The 24,216-nt window shown below is 68.9% G+C and carries 22 protein-coding genes, 1 tRNA gene and 1 pseudogene; 8 read left to right on the top strand and 16 right to left on the bottom strand.

Translation table 11 applies throughout. The features are described 5' to 3' along the window. Positions 1-28 precede the first annotated feature (28 nt). From tmk to ACFPJ4_RS14800, 9 genes are all read right to left on the bottom strand, one after another. Positions 29-658 (bottom strand): dTMP kinase, encoded by a 630-nt coding sequence (gene tmk, locus ACFPJ4_RS14760; RefSeq protein ID WP_386741217.1) that lies wholly within the window; start codon positions 656-658, stop codon positions 29-31. Positions 659-685: 27 nt separating this feature from the next. Beyond that, positions 686-3,451, bottom strand: coding sequence for a type I DNA topoisomerase (gene topA / locus ACFPJ4_RS14765; protein ID WP_386741218.1), 2,766 nt, complete (start codon positions 3,449-3,451; stop codon positions 686-688). An 81-nt stretch (positions 3,452-3,532) separates the two neighbouring features. Beyond that, on the bottom strand, positions 3,533-3,889 hold the full coding sequence (locus ACFPJ4_RS14770; protein WP_386741219.1) for an Rv3654c family TadE-like protein: 357 nt from the start codon (positions 3,887-3,889) through the stop codon (positions 3,533-3,535). 7 nt (positions 3,890-3,896) lie between these two features. After that, positions 3,897-4,262 carry a TadE/TadG family type IV pilus assembly protein gene (locus tag ACFPJ4_RS14775; RefSeq protein ID WP_386741261.1) on the bottom strand — a complete coding sequence of 122 codons (366 nt, stop codon included), beginning with the start codon at positions 4,260-4,262 and terminating at the stop codon, positions 3,897-3,899. Positions 4,263-4,267: 5 nt separating this feature from the next. After that, positions 4,268-4,456: a DUF4244 domain-containing protein gene (locus tag ACFPJ4_RS14780; RefSeq protein WP_386741220.1), complete on the bottom strand. Its 189-nt coding sequence runs from the start codon at positions 4,454-4,456 to the stop codon at positions 4,268-4,270. A gap of 151 nt (positions 4,457-4,607) precedes the next feature. Continuing rightward, complete coding sequence (locus ACFPJ4_RS14785) at positions 4,608-5,150, bottom strand: DUF3558 domain-containing protein (protein ID WP_386741221.1); 543 nt, start codon at positions 5,148-5,150, stop codon at positions 4,608-4,610. A gap of 8 nt (positions 5,151-5,158) precedes the next feature. After that, a complete protein-coding gene (locus tag ACFPJ4_RS14790; RefSeq protein ID WP_386741222.1) occupies positions 5,159-6,643 on the bottom strand; it encodes a hypothetical protein in 1,485 nt (494 codons plus the stop codon). Positions 6,644-6,699: 56 nt separating this feature from the next. Then, positions 6,700-7,623, bottom strand: a complete 924-nt coding sequence (locus ACFPJ4_RS14795) for a type II secretion system F family protein (RefSeq protein ID WP_386741223.1) — start codon at positions 7,621-7,623, stop codon at positions 6,700-6,702. Beyond that, positions 7,620-8,651 (bottom strand): TadA family conjugal transfer-associated ATPase, encoded by a 1,032-nt coding sequence (locus ACFPJ4_RS14800; RefSeq protein WP_386741225.1) that lies wholly within the window; start codon positions 8,649-8,651, stop codon positions 7,620-7,622. Before ACFPJ4_RS14800 ends, ACFPJ4_RS14795 begins: the two co-directional genes overlap by 4 nt. 545 nt (positions 8,652-9,196) lie before the next feature. Between ACFPJ4_RS14800 and acs the strand changes: the two genes are divergently transcribed. Together acs and ACFPJ4_RS14810 are read left to right on the top strand one after the other, a co-directional pair. Further along, entirely contained in the window at positions 9,197-11,173 is a 1,977-nt protein-coding gene (acs, locus tag ACFPJ4_RS14805) for an acetate--CoA ligase (RefSeq protein ID WP_386741227.1), read from the top strand. 178 nt (positions 11,174-11,351) lie between these two features. Continuing rightward, positions 11,352-11,771: a VOC family protein gene (locus ACFPJ4_RS14810; RefSeq protein ID WP_386741228.1), complete on the top strand. Its 420-nt coding sequence runs from the start codon at positions 11,352-11,354 to the stop codon at positions 11,769-11,771. A 28-nt stretch (positions 11,772-11,799) separates the two neighbouring features. On the opposite strand, the gene ACFPJ4_RS14815 is transcribed toward ACFPJ4_RS14810, so the two are convergent. Beyond that, positions 11,800-12,261, bottom strand: coding sequence for a RidA family protein (locus ACFPJ4_RS14815; protein ID WP_386741229.1), 462 nt, complete (start codon positions 12,259-12,261; stop codon positions 11,800-11,802). Between the two features lie 14 nt (positions 12,262-12,275). Beyond that, positions 12,276-12,416, bottom strand: a pseudogene (locus ACFPJ4_RS14820) (DUF4177 domain-containing protein); the annotation flags it as partial. Between the two features lie 52 nt (positions 12,417-12,468). Between ACFPJ4_RS14820 and ACFPJ4_RS14825 the strand changes: the two are divergent. Next, positions 12,469-15,045 (top strand): transglycosylase domain-containing protein, encoded by a 2,577-nt coding sequence (locus ACFPJ4_RS14825; protein ID WP_386741231.1) that lies wholly within the window; start codon positions 12,469-12,471, stop codon positions 15,043-15,045. Further along, positions 15,042-15,992, top strand: coding sequence for a metallophosphoesterase (locus tag ACFPJ4_RS14830; protein ID WP_386741233.1), 951 nt, complete (start codon positions 15,042-15,044; stop codon positions 15,990-15,992). Before ACFPJ4_RS14825 ends, ACFPJ4_RS14830 begins: the two co-directional genes overlap by 4 nt. A 508-nt stretch (positions 15,993-16,500) precedes the next feature. On the opposite strand, the gene ACFPJ4_RS14835 is transcribed toward ACFPJ4_RS14830, so the two are convergent. After that, positions 16,501-16,959, bottom strand: coding sequence for a peptidoglycan-binding domain-containing protein (locus ACFPJ4_RS14835; RefSeq protein ID WP_386741234.1), 459 nt, complete (start codon positions 16,957-16,959; stop codon positions 16,501-16,503). 250 nt (positions 16,960-17,209) lie between these two features. On the opposite strand from ACFPJ4_RS14835, the gene ACFPJ4_RS14840 reads away from it, so the two are divergent. Together ACFPJ4_RS14840 and ACFPJ4_RS14845 are read left to right on the top strand one after the other, a co-directional pair. Next, positions 17,210-17,286 (top strand) — tRNA-Pro (locus ACFPJ4_RS14840). Positions 17,287-17,354: 68 nt separating this feature from the next. Further along, positions 17,355-18,605: a chloride channel protein gene (locus ACFPJ4_RS14845; protein ID WP_386741235.1), complete on the top strand. Its 1,251-nt coding sequence runs from the start codon at positions 17,355-17,357 to the stop codon at positions 18,603-18,605. 4 nt (positions 18,606-18,609) lie between these two features. On the opposite strand, the gene ACFPJ4_RS14850 is transcribed toward ACFPJ4_RS14845, so the two are convergent. The 4 genes from ACFPJ4_RS14850 to ACFPJ4_RS14865 form a co-directional block, all read right to left on the bottom strand. Then, complete coding sequence (locus tag ACFPJ4_RS14850) at positions 18,610-19,926, bottom strand: LCP family protein (protein ID WP_386741236.1); 1,317 nt, start codon at positions 19,924-19,926, stop codon at positions 18,610-18,612. Between the two features lie 102 nt (positions 19,927-20,028). Further along, positions 20,029-20,697 carry a thymidine kinase gene (locus tag ACFPJ4_RS14855; RefSeq protein WP_386741237.1) on the bottom strand — a complete coding sequence of 223 codons (669 nt, stop codon included), beginning with the start codon at positions 20,695-20,697 and terminating at the stop codon, positions 20,029-20,031. Between the two features lie 14 nt (positions 20,698-20,711). Continuing rightward, positions 20,712-21,422 carry a response regulator transcription factor gene (locus tag ACFPJ4_RS14860; protein ID WP_386741238.1) on the bottom strand — a complete coding sequence of 237 codons (711 nt, stop codon included), beginning with the start codon at positions 21,420-21,422 and terminating at the stop codon, positions 20,712-20,714. Between the two features lie 58 nt (positions 21,423-21,480). Beyond that, positions 21,481-22,548, bottom strand: coding sequence for an Rv2578c family radical SAM protein (locus ACFPJ4_RS14865; protein WP_386741239.1), 1,068 nt, complete (start codon positions 22,546-22,548; stop codon positions 21,481-21,483). Positions 22,549-22,662: 114 nt separating this feature from the next. Here ACFPJ4_RS14865 and ACFPJ4_RS14870 point away from each other — a divergent pair, with 114 nt between their 5' ends. Both ACFPJ4_RS14870 and ACFPJ4_RS14875 read left to right on the top strand, forming a co-directional pair. Further along, positions 22,663-23,727, top strand: coding sequence for an alpha/beta hydrolase (locus ACFPJ4_RS14870; RefSeq protein ID WP_386741240.1), 1,065 nt, complete (start codon positions 22,663-22,665; stop codon positions 23,725-23,727). Between the two features lie 128 nt (positions 23,728-23,855). Further along, positions 23,856-24,215, top strand: coding sequence for a PadR family transcriptional regulator (locus ACFPJ4_RS14875; protein ID WP_386741241.1), 360 nt, complete (start codon positions 23,856-23,858; stop codon positions 24,213-24,215). Position 24,216: the final 1 nt, after the last annotated feature.

A 24,216-nucleotide genomic window follows, 5' to 3' on the forward strand; every position in this document is an offset into this window, starting at 1 on the left:
ACGAGCGCGGTCGCCCCCGCTCGCTACCTTATTGGAGCAGCGCTGACACCCGGCCGCGAATGACCAGGGCGAGCTCGTCGATGGGACGGCTGGCGTCGAGCACCAGGAAGCGGTCGGGCTCATCGGCCGCGAGCGACAGGTACGCCTCGCGCACGCGGCTGTGGAACTCGGCGGCCTCGGCCTCGAGCCGGTCGTAGCGGGTCCGGGACTCGTCGAGTCTGCTGCGGCCGATCGCGACGTCGAGGTCGAGCAGCACGGTCATGGCGGGCAGCAGGCCCTCGGCGGCCCACAGCGACAGCTCGCGCACCTCGGCGGCATCCAGCTCGCGACCGACTCCCTGGTACGCGACCGAGGAGTCGAGGTAGCGGTCCTGCAGCACGATCTCGCCGCGGGCCAGCGCCGGGCGCACGACGGTCGCGACGTGGTGCGCGCGATCCGCCGCGTAGAGCAGGGCCTCGGCGCGGGGGGCGATGTGACCACGTCGGTGCAGCACGATCTCGCGGATCTCGTCGCCGACATCCGTTCCCCCGGGTTCCCGGGTGCGCACGACGGTTCGGCCCTGCGCGACCAGCCACTGCTCGAGCAGGGCGGCCTGCGTCGACTTGCCCGTGCCGTCGCCGCCCTCGAAGGTCAGGAACAGACCGGGCCGGGTGCTCATCGGGGGCCCTCGCCGCTCGGCACCGGCTCAGCGCTTCTTGGCGGGCGTGCGCCGGGCGGCGGCCGTGCGGGTGCTCTTCGGCTTGGCCGGACCCTTCGCCCGCTTGTCGGCGAGCAGCTGCACGGCGCGCTCGAAGTCGAGGGCCTCGACCTCTTCGCCGCGCGGGATCGTCGCGTTCGTCTCGCCGTCGGTCACGTACGGACCGAAGCGACCATCGCGGACCTTGATGAGCTTGCCGCTGACCGGGTCGGCCTCGAACTCCTTCAGCGAGCTCGACGGTCGACGCGCGCCGTACTTCGGCTGCGCGAAGATCTCGAGTGCGGCCGGCAGCTCGATCTCGAAGATCTGGTCTTCGCTGTCGAGCGAGCGACTGTCGGTGCCCTTCTTCAAGTAGGGACCGAAGCGGCCGTTCTGCGCGGTGATGTCGACCCCGGTCTCGGGATCCTGACCCACCACGCGCGGCAGGTCGAGCAGCTTGAGGGCCGTCGCCAGGTCGATCGTCGCCGGGTCCATGCTCTTGAACAGGGATGCGGTGCGCGGCTTCGGCGCGGCGGGCGCCTTCTTCTTGACGACCTTCTTCTTCGGCGCAGGCTTCTCGACGGTCTCGACGACCTCGCCGGTGGCCGGATCGACCTGGTGCACCGTCTCGGCGGCGGATTCGACGGTAGCCCCGGCGGCGGCCTCGGCGGCCTCCGCCTCGGGTTCCAGCTCGGTCACATAGGGGCCGTAGCGGCCGTCCTTCGCCACGACCGTCTTGCCGTTGACCGGGTTGACGCCGAGCTCCCGGTCGGTGTTGACGGGAGCGTCGATGAGCTCCTGGGCCTTGGCCGGGGTCAACTCGTCGGGCGCGAGGTCTTCGGGCACGTTGACCCGGCGCGGCGGCTCGCCCTCGCCCTGCGGCACCTCGAGGTACGGGCCGTACTTCCCGATCCGCAGCGTGATGTCGTCGGAGATGCGGATCGAGTTGATCGATCGCGCATCGATCTCGCCGAGGTTGTCGATCACCTTGCGCAGCCCGCGGTGCTTGTCGCTGCCGAAGTAGAACTCGGTGAGCCAGCCGACCCGATCGGCTTCCCCGTCGGCGATGCGGTCGAGGTCGTCCTCCATCTCGGCCGTGAAGTCGTATTCGACGAGATCGCCGAAGTACTCCTCGAGCAGGCGGACCACGCTGAACGCGATCCAGTTGGGCACGAGCGCCGACCCGCGCGGGGTCACGTAGCCGCGATCGATGATGGTCGAGATGATGCTCGCGTACGTGGACGGGCGCCCGATCCCCAGCTCTTCGAGGGTCTTCACCAGGCTCGCCTCGGTGTAGCGCGGCGGCGGGCTGGTCTCGTGGCCCTTGGCCTCGACCGCATCGAGCGCAAGCACCTGGCCCTCGGTAAGGGGCGGCAGTGAGGTATCGGCCTCCTCGGCGTTGCGGGTCTCGTCGCGGCCCTCCTCGTAGGCCGAGAGGAAGCCGCGGAAGGTGATGACGGTCCCGGATGCCGTGAACTCGGCGGTGCCGGCATCCACCGTCGCGCCGGTGATCGCCACGGATGCCGTCGAGCCGCGCGCGTCGGCCATCTGCGAGGCGACCGTGCGCTTCCAGATCAGCTCGTAGAGCTTGAAGTCGTTTCCGCGCAGCACGCTCGACAGCTCCGACGGCGTCTTGAACACGTCGCCGGCCGGGCGCACGGCCTCGTGCGCCTCCTGCGCGTTCTTCGACTTGCTCGCGTAGACGCGCGGCTTGTCGGGAACCGTCTCGGCACCATAGAGCTTGGCGGCCTGACTGCGCGCCGCGTCGATCGCCTGCTGCGACAGCGTCGACGAGTCGGTGCGCATATAGGTGATGTAGCCGTTCTCGTAGAGCCCCTGCGCGACGCTCATGGTCTGGCGCGCCGAGAAGCGCAGCTTGCGGGCCGCCTCCTGCTGCAGGGTCGAGGTCGTGAACGGCGCCGCAGGGCGGCGCGTGTACGGCTTGGATTCGACGCTCGTGACCGTGAAACTCGTGGAGTCGAGCCGCAGTGCCGCGGCGAGCCGCTCCGCCGCGGCCTCGTCGAGCGCGATCGCCTCGCCGCCGAGCACACCGCGGTCGTCGAAGTCGCGGCCGGATGCCACCCGGCGTCCGTCGAGGCGGGCCAGCCTGGCGTCGAATCGGGCGGTCTCACCCTGGGGCCCGAGGGCCGCCGTCAAATCCCAGTAGCTCGCCGAGACGAACGCCAGACGCTCGCGCTCGCGATCGACGACGAGACGTGTCGCGGCGGACTGAACGCGGCCGGCCGACAGCCCGGGGCCGACCTTGCGCCAGAGCACCGGCGAGACCTCGAAGCCGTAGAGACGGTCGAGGATGCGGCGGGTCTCCTGTGCATCGACGAGGGCGGTGTCGAGCTCGCGCGGGTTGTCTTGCGCGCGCTGGATCGCCTCCTTGGTGATCTCGTGGAACACCATGCGCTTCACGGGGACCTTCGGCTTGAGCACCTCGAGCAGGTGCCAGGCGATGGCCTCGCCCTCGCGGTCCTCATCAGTGGCGAGGTAGAGCTCGTCGGCGTCTTTGAGTGCGCGCTTGAGGTCGGCGACGGTCTTCTTCTTCGCGTCGCTCACCACGTAATAAGGAGTGAAGCCGTTGTCGACGTCGACCGAGAACTTGCCGATGGAGCCGGTCTTCAGCTCGGGCGGGAGGTTCTTGGGCTCGATGAGGTCGCGAATGTGCCCGACCGAGGCCTGAACCTCGTAGCCATCGCCGAGGTACTGGGCGATGGTCTTGGCCTTCGCCGGTGATTCGACGATCACCAGCTTCTTGGTGCCGGACACTTCGTCCCCTTCCATCCGTGCGACACCATACACAGTCGCACCTGGTGTCTGCTCGGGCGGCCGGGGCCCGTCGGTGACGGATCAGGGCGGCGGACCCGCCCTCGAGCGGGCCTCGATCGGCATGCCCGCGAACGCTCCGACGACGGTCACCGTCACGATGAGGCCATCGATGTCGCAGGCCGCGAGGCGGCTCGCGTTGCCGCGCGCGACCCGCTCGGCGACCTCGCACGGCGCCCCGGCGATCGCTCCGGATGCCGCATCCGCCGCCCCGAGGGCCGCCAGGTCGGCCGCGCCGATCACCCGCTGCCGGGCGGTCATGGCGGCCGCCACGCCGACCCCGAACACCCCGAACATCACCACGACGGCGAGGATCGCGACCGCGAGCACGGAGCCCGAGCCTCGGTCTTCCCGCCAGGTGTCCCGATCGGCGCGAGGCACCTGCGACTCACCCCTCCGCGACGGCACAGCTCGATGCCGATGCCGACAGGCCGAGCCGGTCGGCGACTCCCCCGGCCGACGAGGTCAGCTGCACGCAGACCAGCTCGCCGGTGCGCGAGCTGCTCCATCGAGCAGAAGGAACCTGACGGGCGAGGCGTACCGAGAGGGCGGCCGCGCCGTCGCCGCGCCCGAGAGTGCGGGCGGCATCGGCGGCGGCATCCTGCAATCGCACCTGGAGGACTCCGAGCTGCACCCCGCCGAGCACCATCGCGAGCACGAGCAGCACGGCGGGCAGGGCGATCGCGAACTCGGCGACCACGCTGCCGCGCTCGTCTCGGGGCCCCAGCCGTGATCTCGCCGCGCGAGCGCGCATTCGCGTCACCCCGCGACGGTGAGGGCCCGGTGAACGAGATCGGTGAGGATGCCCTGCACCTCGCCCGATCGAAGGATCACCACGAGCAGTCCGGCGAATCCGACCGCCGCCATGATCGTGATCGCGTACTCCGCCGTGGCGGCGCCCGTGTCATCGCGCAGGGCGCCGCGCATCGGTCTGATCGACCTCATCATGCCTCTCCCCTCCCGCATCGCGGGGTCGTGGCACGAGCTGATTCCAGTCTCATGGCCGCATCGCACGGCCTGGCCTTCCCCCACCGAGCCCGTGGATCGGAGCGCCGGGCCGCCGCCGGTGGACGAGGAGGCGCGGTAGGCGCGGATGCGTCTAGAGCCGGCCGAGGGCTGTCGCCATCGCGGTCTGCAGCGGGACCACGAAGCCGGCCGCGTCGTCGAGGGTGACGATCCGGATCGAGACCCAGGTGGAGCCGGTACGCGCCCAGATCATCCCGTCCTCCTGCCAGGCCTCGTCTCCGAGACCGGCCGGCTGGGTGAAGGCGTGCTGCAGCTTGTCCTTGTCGATATCGAGTTGCTGCTTGGCACCATCGCCGATGTAGATCTCGACCTGCGCCGTCGGCCCGTTGGGATCGCCGGGGTAGGTGCAGCTGGCGACGTCCGAGTTGGAGGCGCGCTGCGGCTCGGTCAGTTTCGTGCCGATCAGAGTCTCGGCATCCGCCTGCATGAGGATCGTGCAGGCGTCGAGCTTGGTGACGTCGACCGGGCGAGCCGATGACGGGGTCGCCGAGGGGTTCACGGCGCCCGCGTCGCCGGCGTTCGCCGGCAGCTTCGGGGAGGCGGAGCACGAGACGAGCAGGACGGCGACGGCCAGCACCGGCACCGTGGCGAGGGCGCGGAACGGGAGAGGGAACACGGCGATCCTCATTTCTTGACGCAGAACCCGGACTGGGGGAACACCTCGTACTTCGGGGGGAACACGGGAGTCCACCCGTGCGACAGCCCGCCCGAGGTCGAGATCGGGGTGGAGTGGAACGCTTCGAGGAAGTAGTTGACCAGCGTGGCCACCGGAGTGGGGATCGTATAGCCGACGCCGTAGTCCGCCCAGAGTTCGCCCTGCACGCTCTTGCAGTGCTCGATCGGATCCTGAGCGCCCTGCGCGACGTTGAATCCGATCGGCGCGCCGACCGTCGCGAGCACGTGGGCACCGAGTGCGAGGTAGACCCCGGCCACGAACCCCAGGTAGCCCAGCCCCACGGTGAACCGCACGTTGTAGTCGAAGGCCGCGTAGCTGATCCCCACCGCGATCGAGTTGGTCGCGGTGAGCGACGCCGAGGTGTCGAGGCTCGCCGAGGTCGTGTTCGAGAACTTCTTGTCCGCATAGCGAAAGCCCAGGCTCGATCCGAGTTTGATCTTGCCCACCGCATCGAGATGGGCCTGCCCGGGGATGTTCACCTCCATGGTGAACCGCTGTGACACGACCAGATTCAGGGGGACCCCGAAGAAGACGCCCACCGGGACGCTGAAATCGAAATCCATGCCGAGGGGCGGACTGAAGCCGTGGATCGCCGCGTTCGGCTGCGCGGTGGCGCTCAGCTTGGCCGAGATGCCGGCGGCGCCCCGCACGGTGAGGGCGGCGGCGCTCGCGGTGCCGCCCGAGATCTTCAGCGCGAAGTCGGCGGTCGGGCGCTCCATGTCGAGGGCGACGCGTCCGGCCATCGAGAGACCGTTCTTGTCGTAGGCCAAAGAGACCCCGGGGCCGTTCCCGCAGCAACTGCCGGTCAGGTTGAAGCTGCCGGTCGTGGCCTTGACGGTATCCGCCACGATCGCCGCGGGCGACGGCGGGCGGGGCAGGCCCGCGCTCGCCGATCCGCGCGTGGCGACGGCCGGCAGATCCGCGCCGGTACCCTGCGCAACACCGGCCTGCCGCTGCAACTCCGGGTCGGCCCAGAAGGCCCCGGCCGCCGAGTGCACGACCGGATTCGTGATCGGCACGGCTCCCTGCGACGCGAAGTCGCCATCCCGGATGACTCCGGTCAGATCCACCGGCCCGATCGTGACCGCGACGCCCGCCGACGTCGTGCGAACCGCCACGACGCGGCCGACGCCGCGGTCGGTGAGGAACATCACCCGGCCCGGCTTGAGATCCGAGATCCCACCCGCCGAGGGTGAGAGGGTCCAAGTGAGGCCGTCGGCCGTGACGGAGCGGACGGATGACGCCCCACCGTCGACGAGAACGACATCGGCTTGGAAGGTGGTCCCCTTGTCGGGTTGCGGGGCCAGGCCGTAGGCAAGGCCGCCGCCGGACCGCGGGTCCGACGGCGCACCGCCGACCGACCCGACGCATCCGGTGAGCACGGCACAGCAGAACGCCGCGATGACGACGGCAGGCGCTCGGCGGGTGCGCATGACCGACACAGTAGCGGCGCGATGGGGCGGGCGGAATGGGCAGAACGTCGGGAGGATCACCACCCCGACGCGGTGGACGACACGATCGCGAGCAGGACCGGCGCGACCCCGAGCATGATGAAGGCGGGCAGGATGCAGAGCCCGAGCGGAAGCAGCAGACGGGTGCCGAGTTCGGCCGCCCGGCGTTGGGCGGTGCTGCGGGCCGAACGCCGCAGTTCTTCGGCCTCGGCATGCAGCATGGCGGCGGCGGGAACGCCTGCCGCGCGCGCGAAGGCGAGGACCGCGTCGGCCTCCGCGCCGAGCGGAGGCAACTGCCCCTCGGCGAGCGCGAGCTCCACCAGCTGTCGCGAGCGATCGATCGAGGCGCCGCCCGAGACCGCGATCGCGAGCAGCTCAAGCGCCAGCCCGGGGGTGGCGTCCACCGCCCGCGCCCCGGCCACCAGCCGACCGTTCCAGCGGAATCCGACGGCGATGAACGCGAGACCGATCGCTCCGGTGATCCAGCCGGCCGCGGTGGTCACCAGCACGCGCAGCGCATCGAAGCCGAGCAGGGCGCCGAAGAGAAGACCGACTGCGGGAAGCGCGAGAACGATGCGGCTCGTGGCGAGCGGACCGGCGAGAGCGACTTCGACATCGCGCGCGGACTGGGCGAGCGAGCGCAGCATCTCGGCGAATCGCCGGAGGGTGGGCGCGAGCGGCGCGCCGGACTCGACCGCGACCCACCAGGCGGCGCCGAGAGCCGACCACGCCGAGCGCTCGGCCGCCGGGGCGAGCTCGCGGGCCTCGAGCACGTGCTCGGCGATGTCGCGTCCGACCCCACCACGCTCCACGATCGCCGCCGCAACCGGCGAGCCGGAGCCGGCGGCGGCATGGCCCCAGGCCGACACCGGGGCGATGCCGGCATCCAGCAGCACGCCCAGACGCTGCGCGAGGCCGGCGACCACGTCGAAACGTGCGACGCCCCGCACCGCACGGCTCATGTCGTGACCGCCAGCCGCCCGCGACGATCCAACTCGAGGCGGCCGACGGCCGCGAGCCTGCGACCGTTCGCCGACCGCTCGATGTGCAGCACCGCGTCGAACGCGCTCACCGCCTGTCGCGCCATGGCATCGATCGAGAGGGCCGCGAGCGCGGCAAGCGCCTCGAGCCGGGCGGGCACGTCAGCGAGCGAGTTGGCGTGCAGCGTGCCCGCTCCCCCGTCGTGGCCGGTGTTGAGGGCGGCCAGCAACTCGCGCACCTCGGCGCCGCGGCATTCGCCGATCACCAGGCGATCGGGCCGCATGCGCAACGCCTCGCGCACCAGGCGGTCGAGGCCGATGGCGCCCGCCCCGTCGAGGTTCGCTTGACGCGCCTCGAGCGCGACGACATGGGGGTGCGCGATCCGCAGCTCCGCGACGTCTTCGAGCACCACGATCCGCTCCTCCGGCGCGGCGCGAGACAGCAGGGCGCCCAGCAGCGTCGTCTTGCCGCTGCCGCCCGCACCCGTGATCAGCAGATTGGCGCGACGGCGCACCAGCTCGAGCACGTCGTCGACGGCGACGGCCGAGAAGAACGAGTCCGCGATGAGCCGGTCGATCCCGATCGGCTCCAGCTGCTGCAGCCGGATCGAGATAGCCGGGCCGCCCGACGCCACAGGGGCCAGGACGACGTGCACCCGTACCCCGGCACCCAACCGGACGTCCACGCACGGTGTGGCCTCGTCGACATGACGGCCCCCGAGAGCCACGAGGCGCACCGCGAGGTCGCGCGCTTCGTCTGCCGGGATCCGAATGCCCGCCTGCGTGGCCACCCCGCCCCCGCGATCGTGCCAGACGGTTCCGTCCGGGTTGACGAACACATCGCTCGCCTGCGGGTCGGACACGAGCGGTGCGAGCACCCCGAACTCGGGCCCGCCCCGCTGTACCCCGGTGTGGCGGGCTCGTGCACCGGGCCCCGCGGCGCCGAGACGCGCCTCGCCGTCGGCGGGAATCCCCGCAGCGAACGCCGGTGCGAACTTTGACGTCGTCACTCCTCCACGGTCCCGGATGGTCCGCGCGGGCGGGGTGGATCCCTGCCAAGAGGGGCGCATCTCACCCGAGGGCGCTCGGTGGAGGACGGGATGCACGGCGGCGCGGTCGGCGCGGTCGGGCGGGCACGGTGACAGGCCCGTGACAGGCAGCGTCGAGACGATCTCGGTGACGCCGTTAAAGAGAGGGGCGGCGCCCATTGGGGGGAACGGGCGCCGCCACAGCAACGCTGGATTGGGGGGAATCACGCGCGTTGCAAGCCGAGATTGCGCTCGGATATTTGCGAGTGTACTCCAAAAGGAGGACACCGCAACCAAGCGAATACCGCGACTCCGCACCGCCAATCACACGAGTCACAGAGGCCACAAATCGGACCGGAATTCGACGTCGGGAGGCCTCAGGACCCCCCTCCGTGACGCCCGATGACCCGGGTTCCGGGCGGCTGTTCCGAGTGTCTGAGCACCGGCGATAGGATCGGAAGCGTCCACCAGCACACCCCGCGCGACTTCCAGGCACGGTCGCGAGTCGACAGAGGATGACGACGTCCATGAACTCGATTGACAGCCTGCTCCACGAGTCCCGCCGCTTCCCGCCCAGCCCCGAGTTCGTGGCGAACGCGGTCGCGACCCCCGCGCTCGCGGCGGCCGCGGCATCCGATCGTCTCGGCTTCTGGGGCGACCAGGCCCGAGAGCTGCTGCACTGGCATCAGCCCTTCACCGAGGTGCTCGACTGGTCGAACCCGCCGTTCGCCAAATGGTTCGCCGACGGTCGCCTCAATGTGGCGTACAACTGCCTCGACCGGCACGTTCTGGCCGGCAACGGCGATCGCGTCGCCCTGCACTGGGAGGGCGAGCCCGGCGACAGCCGCTCCCTGACCTACGCCGAGCTGACCGCCGAGGTCAAGAAGGCGGCCAACGCCCTCGCCGCGCTGGGCGTCGTGCGCGGCGACCGCATCGCCCTCTACCTCCCCGTCGTGCCCGAGGCCGTCATCGCGATGCTCGCGATCGCCCGCCTCGGCGCGATCCACTCCGTCGTGTTCGGCGGATTCAGCGCCGACTCCCTGCGCGCACGCATCGATGACGCGCAGGCCAAGCTCGTCATCACGGCCGACGGCGGGTGGCGCAAGGGCAAGGTGTTCCCGCTCAAGGCGACCGTCGACGCCGCCGTCGAGGGGACGACGGTCGAGCACGTGCTCGTGGTCAGGCGCGGCGAGAACGACGTCGAATGGACCGAGGGCCGCGACCTGTGGTGGCACGAGGCGGTCGGCACAGCCGACGCCGAGCACGAAGCCGAGGCGTTCGAGTCCGAGAACCCGCTGTTCATCCTCTACACCAGCGGCACGACCGGCAAGCCGAAGGGCATCCTGCACAGCAGCGGGGGCTACCTGACCCAGGTCGCGTACACCCACAAGAACGTCTTCGACCTGCACCCCGAGACCGATGTCTACTGGTGCACGGCGGATGTCGGCTGGATCACCGGTCACAGCTACGTCGTCTACGGCCCGCTCGCCAACGGCGCCACCCAGGTGCTCTACGAGGGCACACCCGACACCCCGCATCCGGGTCGCTGGTGGGAGCTGATCGAGAAGTACAAGGTGTCGATCTTCTACACGGCGCCCACCGCGATCCGCTCGTTCATGAAGCTCGGGCGGGAGATCCCGGATGCCTTCGACCTGTCGAGCATCCGGGTGCTCGGCAGCGTGGGCGAGCCGATCAACCCCGAGGCGTGGATCTGGTACCGCGAGGTCATCGGCGGCGGCCACGCCCCGATCGTCGACACCTGGTGGCAGACCGAGACCGGGGCGATCATGGTCAGCCCGCTGCCCGGCATCACCTCGCTCAAGCCCGGCAGCGCGCAGACGCCGATCCCCGGCATCGAGCTCGCGGTCGTCAACGACGACGGGTCGCCGGTCGAGAAGGGCTCGGGCGGCCTGCTCGTCATCACCCAGCCGTGGCCGTCGATGGCGCGCGGCATCTGGGGCGACAACGATCGTTTCATCGAGACCTACTGGGAGAAGTTCGCGGACGCACCCGGGGGGCCGCTGTACTTCGCCGGCGACGGCGCCCGGCTCGACGAGGACGGCGACCTGTGGCTGCTCGGCCGGGTCGACGATGTGATGAACGTGTCGGGGCACCGCCTGTCGACCGCCGAGATCGAGTCGGCGCTGGTGTCGCATCCGATCGTCGCCGAGTCGGCGGTCGTGGGAGCCCACGACGAGACCACCGGCCAGGCGGTCGTCGCCTTCGTGATCCTGCGCGCCGAGCACGCGGCCGATCACACGCCCGAGCAGGCGAGCGCGGTGCTGCGCGGACATGTGGCGACCTCGATCGGGGCGATCGCCCGACCGCGTGAGATCTTCATCGTCGCCGAGCTGCCCAAGACCCGCTCGGGCAAGATCATGCGCCGACTTTTGCAGGATGTCGCTGAGGGTCGCGCGATCGGCGACACCACGACGCTCGCCGACACCTCGGTCATGCAGATCATCAGCGATCGGATGGATGCCGCGGGCAAGTCGGAGAGCTGATCGCGGTACCCGAAGCCCTGGCCGACAACCTCGGCTTACGCAATCCTCCCCCGCGTTCGTTCCTGTCGGAATCGTTCATTCCGGTCGTTTGTTCGCAAAGCGCCCAGCATCCGAGCCCCTTCCGGTGTCGGAGGCCCCGTGCCACCATGGGGGCACCGATACGGAAGGCGGTTCGACGATGACCACGACCCTCAACCCTTATCTGGGCTTTCGCAACAACGCCCGCGAGGCGATGGAGTTCTACCATTCCGTGCTCGGCGGCGAACTGACGGTCAGCACCTTCAAAGAGCTCAACGCGAGCACCGACCCGAGCGAAGACAACCTCGTGATGCACTCGCAGCTCGTCGGCGCCACGGGCTTGACGCTCATGGGCTCCGACACCCCGGCGCGCATGGAGTACCACCCGGGCGACAACTTCTCGGTGTCGCTCAGCGGCGACGATGAGGCCGAGCTGAGGGGTTATTGGAACAAACTCAGCGAGGGCGCGACCATCACCATGCCGCTGGCCAAAGCCGTCTGGGGCGACAGCTTCGGCATGCTCGTCGACAAGTTCGGCGTCACCTGGCTGGTGAACATCAGCGGCACGCCGGCCGCGTAGCCGGCGGGCACCTGCGTCGCGGCCTCGCCTAGGCGAACTCGAGGATCAGCTCCACCTCGACCGGAGCGTCCAGCGGCAGCACCGCGACGCCGACGGCGCTGCGGGCGTGCTGGCCGACTTCGCCGAACACCTGCCCGAGCAGTTCCGAGGCGCCGTTGGCGATCGCCGGCTGCCCGGTGAAGTCAGGCGTGGATGCGACGAACGCGACGACCTTGACGACCCGGGTCACCCGGTCCAGCGATCCGATCGCGCTCTCGGCCGCCGCGAGCGCGTTGAGCGCGCAGATGCGGGCGAGCGCCGCGCCGTCCTCCGCGGCGATGCCCGCGCCGAACTTGCCGGTCGCGGCCAGAGCGCCGTCGACGAACGGAAGCTGGCCTGAGGTGTACACGAGGTTGCCGGTGACCACGGCCGGAACGTAGGCCGCAACGGGCTTCGCCACCGCGGGGAGCGCGAGTCCCAGCTCGGCCAGCCGAGCCTCGACGGCGCTCATTCCGCGACCTTCTGGCGCTTCAGGTAGGCGACGAGTCCGCCCTCAGGCCCGGTCACGACCTGCACGAGTTCCCAGCCCTGCGCGCCCCAGTTGTTCAGGATCGCCGCCGTGTTGTGAATCATCAGGGGGGTGGTGAGGTACTCCCAGGTGGGCATTGTGGGGCATCCTTCAGCTTGCGTCGGGGACGGATAACGTAGCCTGTAGCCTATGCCCGCCCAGAAAAAGACGGCCAGCAGTCTGTTTGGGGCCGTGATCGGCACTCTCGGATTCAGCGCTCTCGCCGGAGTCCTCGTGACCGTGATGGTCGCCCCCGCCCTCGCCGTGACCGGTATGACCGCCAATAACACCATCGGCATCTTCGAGTCGCTGCCGGAGTACATGGTCATCGGCCAGCAACACGAGCAGAACGAGATCCTCGCCAAGAACGCAGACGGATCCGACTTTCATATCGCCACGGTCTACGACCAGAACCGCGATGAGGTGTCGCTCGACGAGATGAGTGACAACCTCAAGTACGCGGCGGTCGCCGGCGAGGACCGGCGTTTCTACGACCATGGAGGCATTGACGTCCCGTCCGTTATTCGGGCCGCGGTAGGACAGGTGGCAGGAACCTCTGCTTCGGGTGCCTCAACGATCACAATGCAGCTCGTGCGTAACATCCGCGTGCAGGAGGCGTTCAACGAGCCGAATGTCAGCGATAAGCAGCGTCTCAAGGACATCAACGCGGCGGTCTACCCCGACCTCGGACGCAAGCTCCAGGAGATGAAGTACGCGATCGGCCTGGAGAAGAAATACAGCAAGGCGACTATCCTCGCCGCCTATCTCAACATCGTTGGCATGGGCTCGAACACCTACGGGGTGCAGGCTGCGGCCCAGGAGTACTTCGGAGCGACGGCAGGCACCGTCACAGTGGCGCAAGCGGCAAGCCTCGTGGCGATAGTGCAGAACCCGACCAAGAACGGGCTCGACAAGGCCGCGAACTACAAGGCAAATCAGAACCGTCGCAATGTCATCCTCCTCGCCATGCTCGCCGAGCATTACATCACCGAATCGCAGTACAAAGAAGCGGTCGCAACTCCTGTCGACGACAAGTTCGTCCACCTCCACACGCCGACCAATGGTTGCCTGAATGCGGCAGACGGATTCCAGTTCATCTGCGACTACGCAATCCGTTCGGTCGACAACGGAGAGGTCTCCTCGCTCGGCGCTACCAAGACCGGTCAGCTGGCGAACTGGAAGAGCGGCGGCTACAAGCTGTATGTCTCGATCAATCCCGATCTTCAACGCACGGCCGTAGCGGTGGTGAATCAGGCTGCGCCGAGTACGGAGACGCGCTTCCAGTTGGGTGCAACGGCCGTCACGGTGCAAGTCGGAACCGGCCGCATCCTCGATATGGCCGAGAACAAGGGCTACAGCAACCTTCCCGGCAACAAAGACAGCACGAAGACCTCAGTGAACTTCGCGGCCGACTACGTGCACGGCGGGTCGCATGGCTTCCAGCCCGGCTCCAGTTACAAGCCCTATACGCTCATGGCCTTCCTCGCCGCCGGCCACGGGGTCAACGAGTCCTTCGACGCTGGCATACGTCAACTCAACCCCGCGGCCTTCCAGGACAGTTGCCCAGACGCGAACGGAGGCTGGGGTGGCCCTCCCTACGTGTTCCGCAACGATGAGAACGAAAAGGGTGTCCGAACGATCATGAACGCGACCGCCGGGTCGATCAACTCGGTGTTCTTGCAGATGGCCACCAAGGTGGATCAGTGCAGCATTCGCGACATCGCGATCTCCCTCGGCGTGCATCGTGCCGACGGCGCAGCGGACGGGTCGGACCTGCTCACGCGTCCGTCGTGCGTGATCGGCGGTTGCGAGAACAACATCGCTCCCATCACTCAGGCGGCCGCGTACGCGGCGATCGCCAACCAGGGCGTGTTCTGCAAGCCGATCTTGATCGACAGCGTCGTGGACCCGTCTGGCAACTCGCTGCCGGGCCAGAACGCGAACTGCGGACAGTCCGACAAGGTGACTCCCGATGTTGCAAATACGGCGGCATATGCGATGAGAGGCGTCATCACGAACGGCACCGCGGGCAAATCAAACCCCAACGACGGCACGGCCTACATCGGCAAGACAGGAACTACCGACAACGCCTGGCACACGTGGATGGTCGGCTCATCGACGTCGGCCGCAACCGCGGTCTGGGTGGGGAACATCTCGGGGACGCAGAACTTGCGCAATATCAAGGTCAACGGGATCCAGGCGGCCGTCCTGCGTAATCAATACATCTTCAGGCCGATCGCACAAGCGATCGACAAAGTGGTCCCGGGCCACGCCTTCCCACCGCCCGCGGCATCGCTGCTGAACGGTATCCCGGCCACTGTGCCGACCGGTCTGATCGGCGGCACGCCCGCGGCGGCTCAATCCGCCATCCAGCTCGCCGAGCTGACCTATGCCGATGGCGGCCAGATCGACTCCGATCAGCCAGTCGGCACCGTCGCCAAGGTCAGCCCAGGCGAGGGGGCTTCGGTCACCCGCGGAACGACCGTCACGGTGTATACGAGCAACGGCCAGGCGGTCGCGGCACCCAACGTCGTGGGAATGACGTACGCCGCGGGTCAGTCCGCCTTCCAATCGGCCGGCTTCACCAATATCAGCCCCGGCTGTGTGGTGGCGAAACCGGGAGATAAGGACATCGACACGATCGTCACGCAGTCGCCGGCGGCGGGCGCCGTCGTGGGCAAGTCGACGGCGGTGACCTTGACGGTCAAGAAGCTCACCTGTCCATGACCCGTGCGGGTCGCGGGGCCGCCACCGCGCTCGGGGTGGCGGCCGCGGTGGGACTCGGCGCCTTCGCGTGGGGCGCACTGGTCGAACGCACGCGGTTCACGGTGCGCCACGAGGTGCTGCCCGTGCTGGCACGGGGGGCCCGGCCGCTCACGGTTCTGCATCTGAGCGACCTGCACATGGCGCCCTGGCAGGCCGAGAAGCAGGCGTTCATCCAGTCGCTGGTGCGCTACGAACCCGATCTGATCGTCGACACCGGCGACAACCTCGGGCACGTGGACGGCCTCATCTGCGTCAAGGAGGCGCTGGAACCGTTCGAAGGCGTCCCCGGCGTGTTCGTGCACGGCTCCAACGACTACCTCGGCCCCGTGCTCAAGAATCCGTTCGGCTACTTCAGGGCGCCGTCGATCCGGCACGAGCGGTCGGTCGAGCTCGACACGGCGGCGCTCGAGCTCTTCTTCGAGGACGAGCTCGGCTGGCTCGATCTCAACAACACGGCCCGCGCGATGGAGATCCGCGGCACCCGGATCGAGTTCTACGGAACCGGCGATGCCCACCGCGGCTGGGATCGGCTCGCGACCCTCCCCGGCGCGATCGACGAGATGCGCGAGAACGTCGAGTGGGACGAGTCCAGCACCGGGCAGGTGCTCGGCATCGGCGTCACCCACGCTCCGTACCAGCGGGTGCTCAACAGCTTCGTCAATCAGGGAGCCGACCTGATCTTCGCCGGCCACACCCACGGCGGTCAGGTGCGCATCCCCGGGCTCCCCGCGCTGGTCACCAACTGCGACATCCCCCGCGAGCAGGCACAGGGCGTGAGCGTCTGGCGCACGCCGCACGGCGGCGCCTTTCTCGAGGTCTCGGCCGGCATCGGCACCTCGATCTATGCACCGGTGCGCTTCGCCTGCCCGCCCGAAGCCGTCGTCGTAACCCTGGTAGCCCCGAACTAGTCGCAGTTCCCCGTGAGGCTGCGAAGGCGGGCTGCTTGCGTCGAGCTCTCGATGCCGAGGTAGTGTCAGCGGTGACTGTACTGATGGAGCCAGGCCGGATAGTCGCCTGTTCGGATCTTCTTGATGTCAGAGTGCTCAGCACAATGACCCGACGCTCCAGGTGCTGAGAGCTGCGCTACGGTGATCGGTGAGGTCGAGGCGACCAATCCGACATTGGCTTCCCGGCCCGGAAGCGGGCGACCTTTCGACACCGCCGAGGGCGAGCATTGGAACCGTTTCCGCGCCGCGCCGAGCCGACCACCGCTCAACGAACAGCCGGGCCAGACGAAGCCGCCCCTCCGGGCGCATTAACGCGGGTCACGAGGACCTCCGGTTGACGAAGTATGCGGTATCCCACTTCGTTCCGGAGGTCTTCGCTAACTCAAACGATCGCAACGTCCCGAGGAGCCAAGATCAGCGCACCCGATCGGACCCGTCTAAGGCGGGGTTCCTCGATGTTCTCATGAGGTCAATCGCTGTAGAACCAGGACCACATGATGTCAGCAACGTTCTGCCAGTCTGCATCGTCGAGGCTGCCGTCGAGCGACCTCTGACCGTTCGGGGCGTATTGGTTGGTGTTTCCCCACTTGATTAGCCCGTTGTAAGTATTGGGGCCAGGCACCCCGTCTGCCGGCCCCGAGTACCAGCCGTTGTTCTTGAGAAACTGCTGTATACCCTTCCAGCTATTCTTCCCAAGCGCTCCGTCGACCGGCCCGCTGTACCCACCGGCAACCGCGGGCCCCGCCTGCAACTCACACTGGACAGCCGTTGTCGGCTGTCCAGCCGCGTTCCCGTCAGGGTTGTGATACAGATGAGATTGGCAGTAGCTCGTGATCGAGGAATACGCAGACGCGGGCGAAGCCGATATCCCGCTGAGCGCGACCACGACCACCGCAGTGGCGATGCCCCCAAAGACCTTCCGATTCATGCCAATCTCCTTGTCTAAATAGTTGTGCAGTGCTCGTGTTTGTAGAAGGTATCCCTCGGGGGCCGATCTCGCAAGAGACCTCTCGGCACCTCGATCTATGCACCGGTGCGCTTCGCCTGCCCGCCCGAAGCCGTCGTCATGACGCTGACCGCCGCCGACTGACCGGGCCGGATGCCGCAACGCACGGTGCTCGCACCCGCTCGCCGTGGGCTACCATGGACAGGTTGCCACCGGGCCTTCCCGGCGACGACGGGGTATGGCGCAGTTTGGTAGCGCGCGTCGTTCGGGACGACGAGGCCGCAGGTTCAAATCCTGTTACCCCGACCACGCACTCTGCAACGGGCCTCGGTCTCCGAGGCGATCGACGGCCCTGCCGCGATCGATAGCATCGAAGCGTGCCCGTGGAGTCGCGTGATCGCCCCTCGTGGATCCTGCGGCTGATCGTCGTCACGATCCTGGTCGGCGTCGGGAGCGGCATCGGCGGTCTGCTCGTCAGCCTCGTGCTGCACGCGGTCGAGCACCTGGCCTACGGCTACTCCTCGGGCACCTTCCTCGACGGGGTGCTCGCCTCGTCACCGCAGCGGCGTCTCATCGCACTCTGCGTCGCGGGCGTCCTAGGGGCGCTCGGCTGGTGGGCGCTGCGTCGCTGGGGCAGGCCGGTGGTCTCGGTCGAACGGGGCGTCGACGGGGCTCGGATGCCCGCTCTCACCACCGCGCTCAACGCGACGCTGCAGATCGTGGTCGTCGGCCTCGGCGCCTCCGTCGGGCGCGAGGTCGCTCCGCGCGAGCTCGGGGCGCTGGTCGGCGGGTGGCTCAGCGACCGGGCCGGCCTCACGGCACGTGAGCGCCGCATCCTGGTCGCCTGCGGGGCCGGCGCCGGGCTCGCCGCCGTCTACAACGTGCCGCTCGGCGGTGCGGTCTTCGCGATCGAGATCCTGCTCGCCGAGCTGAGCCTCGCGACCGTGCTGCCCGCGTTGGCGACGGCCGCGATCGCCACCCTGGTCGCCCGGATCGGGGTTCCCGCCGACCCGCTCTACGTCGTCCCTCAGCTGTCGGTCACCCCCTCGCTGCTGGTCTGGGCGGTGGTCGCCGGCCCGGTGCTCGGCTTCGCGGCGCTCGGCTTCGTGAAGGTCGTCGACTTCGCCGGCGACCATCGGCCGCGAGGATGGCGGATCCTCGCGATCATGCCCATCGCATTCGCGATCGTGGGGGCGCTCTCGATCGTCTTCCCCGAGATCCTCGGCAACGGCCGCGCGCTCGGTCAGGTGGCCTTCTCGGGCACGCTCGCACTCGGGATGCTCGCCGTCACGGCGCTGGTGAAGGCGTTCGCGACGGCGGGCACCATCGGCAGTGGCGCCGCGGGCGGGACGCTCACCCCCGCTCTCGCGATCGGAGCCTCCCTCGGCATCGTGCTCGGCGGATGCTGGAGTCTGCTGTGGCCCGGCACCCCGGCCGCTGCCTTCGCCTTCGTCGCTGGCGCCGCGTTCCTCGCGTCCTCGCTACGGGCGCCCTTCACGGCGGTGATCCTGGTGGTGGAGTTCACCGGCCAGGGGCCCGTCATCCTGCTCCCGACCATCGTGGCCGTCGCGGGAGCCATCGCCGTCACCCACTACTTCGGGCGGCGAGCACTCGTCGGGATCGACTAGCGAGCTACTTGCCGCTGCCCTTGGCGCAGGTCTGCTCCGACGCGCTCTGACCCGTGATGGCGGCCGGCAAGGCGGTGAGCGGCGTCGCGACGGTGGGGGTCGGGCTCGGCGTGATCCCGCCCTTGCCCTTGCCGACGGTGGGGGTCGCCGCCGCCGTCGGGGTCGGCGTCGCGATGGCCGCGGGGGGCTGGGTCGAGACGATGGCTCCCCGGCCCGTCGTCCCGGTGAGCTGCACGGCGAGGTCCTGCACGAGTGCCCGGTTCACGGCGGCATCGAGGCTCGGTACGGGCACGACCCGATTCGGGAAGGCCGGACTCGTCGTCGTGGGGTACTGGATCATCACGATGTTCTCGAGCGGCACGCTCTTGAGCGCGAGCGCGATGCTCACCATCGTGTCGAGCCGGCCCAGGGTGTCGGAGAGCTGCATGTTCTCCACGGCGGCCTGGGCGAGGCCGTACAGCTCGAGCGGGTTCTTGAGCACGCCGTCGCTCTCGATCTTGCGGGCGAGCGCCGAGAGGAAGACCTCCTGGCTGCTGATCCGCCCCAGGTCGCTTCCGTCGCCGACGCCGTGCCGGCTGCGCACGAACGCGAGTGCCGTGCTGCCCTGGATGGTGTGCTCCCCCGCCGAGAGCGTGAGGCCGACATAGGGGTCGTTGATCGAGTTGGCGACGCAGACGGTGACGCCGCCCACGGCATCCGACATCGCCGCGACGCCGTCGAAGCTGATCGACGCCGCATAGGGGATCGTCACGCCGGTGAGCTTCTCGATCGTCAGCACCGGGCAGGCGAGCCCGCCGCGCGCGAGCGACGAGTTGAGCATCCGGTTCGACGAGGCCGGGTAGCGGCCGCCGTTGGCCGCGGGACAGGCGGGCAGGTTCAGGATGAGGTCGCGCGGAAAGCTGACGACCATCGCGCTGCGGTGGTCCTGGGCGATGTGGAGCAGGATCGTGACGTCGTTGTTGCCCGCCCCCGAGCTGCCGGCCAGCTGGTCCTTCGTGCCGAACTCGCCGCCCTGACCGGTGCGGGTGTCGGTGCCGACCAGCAGCAGGTTCACCCCGCCGGTGATCGCCGCCACCCCGGGCGGGGCCGTGGCGCCGTCGATGTGCTGCAGATGCACGCCCGACTGGATCGACCCGGTCAGGCGCGTCACCGCGATCGCGGCCACCGAGACGGTGCTGATGAGCACGACCGCCAGCGCGAGGGCGATCGTGCGGACGATGGCACCGGCCGGGCCGCGACGCCGCAGCCGTCCGTGGCGAGCGACGGGGTACGGGCGGTCGGCGCGTCGGCGACCCGAAGCTGAACGATCGGCGCGCGACATCCCACCATGGTCGCGGTCAGACCCCGTGAGGACGCTGAGGACGCGCCAGCGGGCGGCAGAACCGCCGCTCGCGAGATCGGGACGCCGACGGCGCCGCCGAGCTCAGCTGAAGTCGGAGTCGGGCGCCGATCCGTAGCTGAAGTCGAGCCGCGGACGCCGGCCCCGGTTGAGCACGCCACCGCTCTCGTCGAGGTAGCAGGCACCGCAGAGCGGCTCGTAGCTGACCTCACGCGCCCCGTCGATCGCGACCTGATCGCCGTCGAAGACGAAGACCCCGTCGACCTTGCGCGCGTTGAACATGGCCTTGCGACCGCAGCGGCAGATCGTCTTGAGTTCTTCGAGGGAGTGGGCGATTTCGAGCAGCCGACGACTGCCGGGGAAGGCCACGGTCTGGAAGTCGGTGCGGATGCCGTACGCGAGCACCGGCACGTCCTCCTCGATCGCGATGCGCAGCAGGTCGTCGACCTGGCCCTCACTGAGGAACTGCGCCTCGTCGACCAGGAAGCAGCTGACATCCTGTTCGGTCGTGCGGATGACCTGCGCGCGCTCGCGCATGAAGAGGGCGAGCACGTCTTCGTCGGGCGCGATCGTGAAATCGACCGGGCGCGATGCCCCCAGCCTCGACACGATCGCGTCGTCGCCACGCGCGTCGATCGCGGGCTTGGCGAGCAGCACCTGCTGGTGACGCTCCTCGTAGTTGTACGCGGCCTGCAGCAGAGCCGTGCTCTTGCCGCTGTTCATCGCTCCGTACCGGAAGTACAGCTTCGCCACTCAGTCCATCCCCACTAGTCGAGCAGACCGTCTTCGGCCGCCCGGCGGATGAGGTCGGCCTTCTTGCTCGCCGGACGGCCGATCTTCGCGTACTTCTCTCGGACCCGGCGCAGATAGGTCTTCGCCGTCTCGTACTGCACGTTCATGCGCCCGGCCACCTCGGTGGTGCTCAGGCCGGCGACGTACAGCTTGAAGGCCTCGAGCTCGCCGGGGCTCAGCTTCGGACGGGCGTGCGGTGCTGCCCCGGCCGGCAGCGGGCGCCAGGGATGCGGATGCCCGCCGTCGCTCTCCATGCCCATCACGCGACGCGCGGCATCCATCACCTCCGACATCGGCAGCGCCTTCGACAGGAAGTCGGCCGCGCCTGCCGCGCGCGCGCGCTCCCGCGCCTCGTCGGTGTCGACGCTCGAGAGCACGATGACCTTGGCGCCGGCCGCGCGACAGGTGCGCACGCGGGCCTCGATCGACACCGCCTCTTTCAGCTGGAAGTCGATGAAGACGAGCTCGGTCGGGAACGCCGGGCTGTGCACGAGTTCCAGCCAGCTCGGCGCCGAGAGCACGACCTCGAAATCGGTCGCGTTCTGGCCGATCCAGCTGGCCAGGCTGTCGAGCAGGACCTCGTGGTCATCGAGCAGGGCGAGGCGCACGCGGGCGTTGCCGTGACGCGCGGGTTCGATCCCGGGAATCCACGACGTCGATGTCGTGGGGTGATCGGCAACGCTCATGTCGCCCAGCCTAGGCGACCGGGGTACATCCGACTCGGAACCCGCGGCCGAGTCGGTCTCAGAACAGGGTCGGCTGAACGGCGGCCGCGGCCGCCGGCGACAGCTCGGCCGCGATCAGGCCGTCGCCGACTCCCCTCGCCCGCACGACGCCCGTGCTTCGATCGAGGCGCGTCGGGCGGTCCAGTCCGTGGCGGCGCAACAGCGGCCGCACGCGGCCGGCGAGCCAGCGGCGGTACTCCTGGGGAGCGTACGACCCCGCCCGATACATGTCGGCATAACGACCGACCAGCTCGGGATGCTCGCGCGCGAGCCAGGCCAGATACCACTCCCGCGCCCCTGGGCGCAGGTGCAGGGCGGAGTAGACGACCGAGGCGGCCCCGGCCTCGGCGATCATGCCGAATGCGCGATCGAGGTGGGCGATCGTGTCGGTGAGGAAGGGCAGGATCGGCATGACGAACACCGCGCACGCCAACCCCGCCTCGTGCGCGGCCCGCACCGTGGCGAGCCTCGCGGCCGTGCTCGGCGTGCCCGGCTCGACGGATTGCTGCAATTCGTCGTCGTAGACGGCGATCGACATCGACAGTTCGACCGGCACCCGCTCGGCCGCGGCCTGCAACAGGGGAAGGTCGCGACGCAGCAGGGTGCCCTTGGTCAGGATGCTGAACGGCGTGCCGGACGCGGCGAGCGCCGCGATGATCCCCGGCATGAGCCGATAGCGCCCCTCGGCCCGCTGATACGGGTCGGTGTTCGTGCCGAGCGCCACCGGATGACGCCCCCAGCCGGGTCGGGCCAGCTCCTTCTGCAGCACCTCGGCCACGTTGACCTTGACGATGATCTGCGTGTCGAAGTCCTTGCCGGCGTCGAGGTCGAGATAGCTGTGGGTGTTGCGGGCGAAGCAGTAGACGCACGAATGACTGCAGCCCCGATACGGGTTGATCGTCCAGCCGAACGGCAGCGCATTCGCGGCCCCGGGCACGTGGTTCAGGGCGCTCTTGGCGAGCACCTCGTGGAAGGTGATGCCGGCGAACTCCGGGGTCTGCACCGAGCGCACGAGCGAACTCAGCTTCACCAGGCCGGGGAGCGCGTCGCCCTGTTCGACCTCGATCTCCTGCCCGCTCCACCGCATGACGACAGTCGAACATATGTTCGAATCGGAGTCAAGCCGACCCGGGCGAGGCGATGCCGCTTCTTGCCCCGAGGCGCTGAGAGACTGTCACTGAATCCGGGGAGAGGGAATCACATGGCGTCATCGCAAGGTCGGGTCTGGTGGCATCGTTTTCGTCCCTCGGAGAAGGCGCGGCGACGGATCGGCGTGGTCGCCGCCGTCGTGCTGACCGTCGTCGTGATCGGAGGGCTCGTAGGCCAGTCCACACCCTGGCCGTCGGCGCTCGTCATCCGCTCGGTGTTCGAGAAGGGCGCCGCCGAGACCGTCGCCGAGATGAACAAACACGTTCCCTCGGCGGCCCTCACCGAGCACCTCGACGTGCAGTACGGCGACGGCTCGGCCGGCGGCAACACCACGCTGGACGCCTTCAGCCCTTCCGGGGGCGGCGAGGCCCTGCCCGTCGTCGTCTGGGTGCACGGCGGCGCCTGGATCTCGGGGCAGAAGTCGGACGTCGACCCCTACCTGCGCATCCTGGCCTCCCACGGCTACGCCGCCGTGAGCCTCAACTACACGATCGCCCCCGAAGCCGTCTACCCGACGGCGGTGCGACAGCTGAACGACGCGCTCGGCTATCTCGACCGGCATGCCGCCGAGTTCCGCATCGACCGGCACCGCATCGTGCTGGCGGGCGACTCGGCGGGAGCCCAGCTCGCCAGCCAGCTCGCGGTGCTGACGACCAATCCGGACTACGCGGAGCTGCTCGGTATCCAGCCCGCCCTCTCGGCGGATCAGCTGGTCGGCACCGTGCTCAACTGCGGCGTCTACGACCTGTCGACGATGGCCGACCTCACCGGCATCGGCAACTGGGGGTTCAAGGTCGCCCTCTGGGCGTACACGGGCACGCAGAACTGGTCGGCGAGCTACCAGGGAACGACGATGTCGACGATCGACTTCGTCACGTCGAAGTTCCCGGCCACCTACATCTCGGGCGGCAACGGCGACGCCCTGACCTGGATCGAGTCGGTGCCGATGTACAACAAGCTGTCGGGTCTCGGCGTCGACGTGACGCCGGTGTTCTACGCGGCCGACCACGAGCCGGCGCTGCCCCACGAGTACCAGTTCCATCTGGACGGCGCTGACGCGCAGCACGCCCTGCAGAAGACCCTCGACTTCCTGGCCCTGGTGACCGCCCAGCACTGAGCCTCCGGCGAGTCCGATCGCCGACGCCCCCGGCGCGACGGCCCTGCTATTCAGTATTGCTATCTACCGGTACTCGGCGTTACTATCTAGCGGTAGTCAGCATCACTGAGTAGCCGAGAGGGCGCCGCATGGGTAAGCAGCAGATGACCGAGATGCTCAAGGGCACTCTGGAGGGCATCGTCCTCGCCGTCCTGGCCGCCCGCCCGGCGTACGGCTACGAGGTCACCGCGCGGCTGCGGGAGCAGGGGTTCTCCGACCTCGTCGAGGGAACCGTCTACGCGCTGCTCATCCGCATCGAACAGCGGGGCTTCGTCGACGTGGAGAAGGTTCCGTCGGAGAAGGGCCCGCCGCGCAAGGTGTACTCGCTCAACGCACAGGGGCGGGAACAACTCGAAGAGTTCTGGAGGGCGTGGGGCTTCCTCTCGGAACGGATCGGACAGCTCCACACCGAATCGCACCACACCGAATCGAATCAAGGAGAGAACTGAG

Source organism: Lysinimonas soli (genome assembly GCF_042655435.1).
GTDB classification, from domain to species: Bacteria; Actinomycetota; Actinomycetes; order Actinomycetales; family Microbacteriaceae; genus Lysinimonas; species Lysinimonas soli.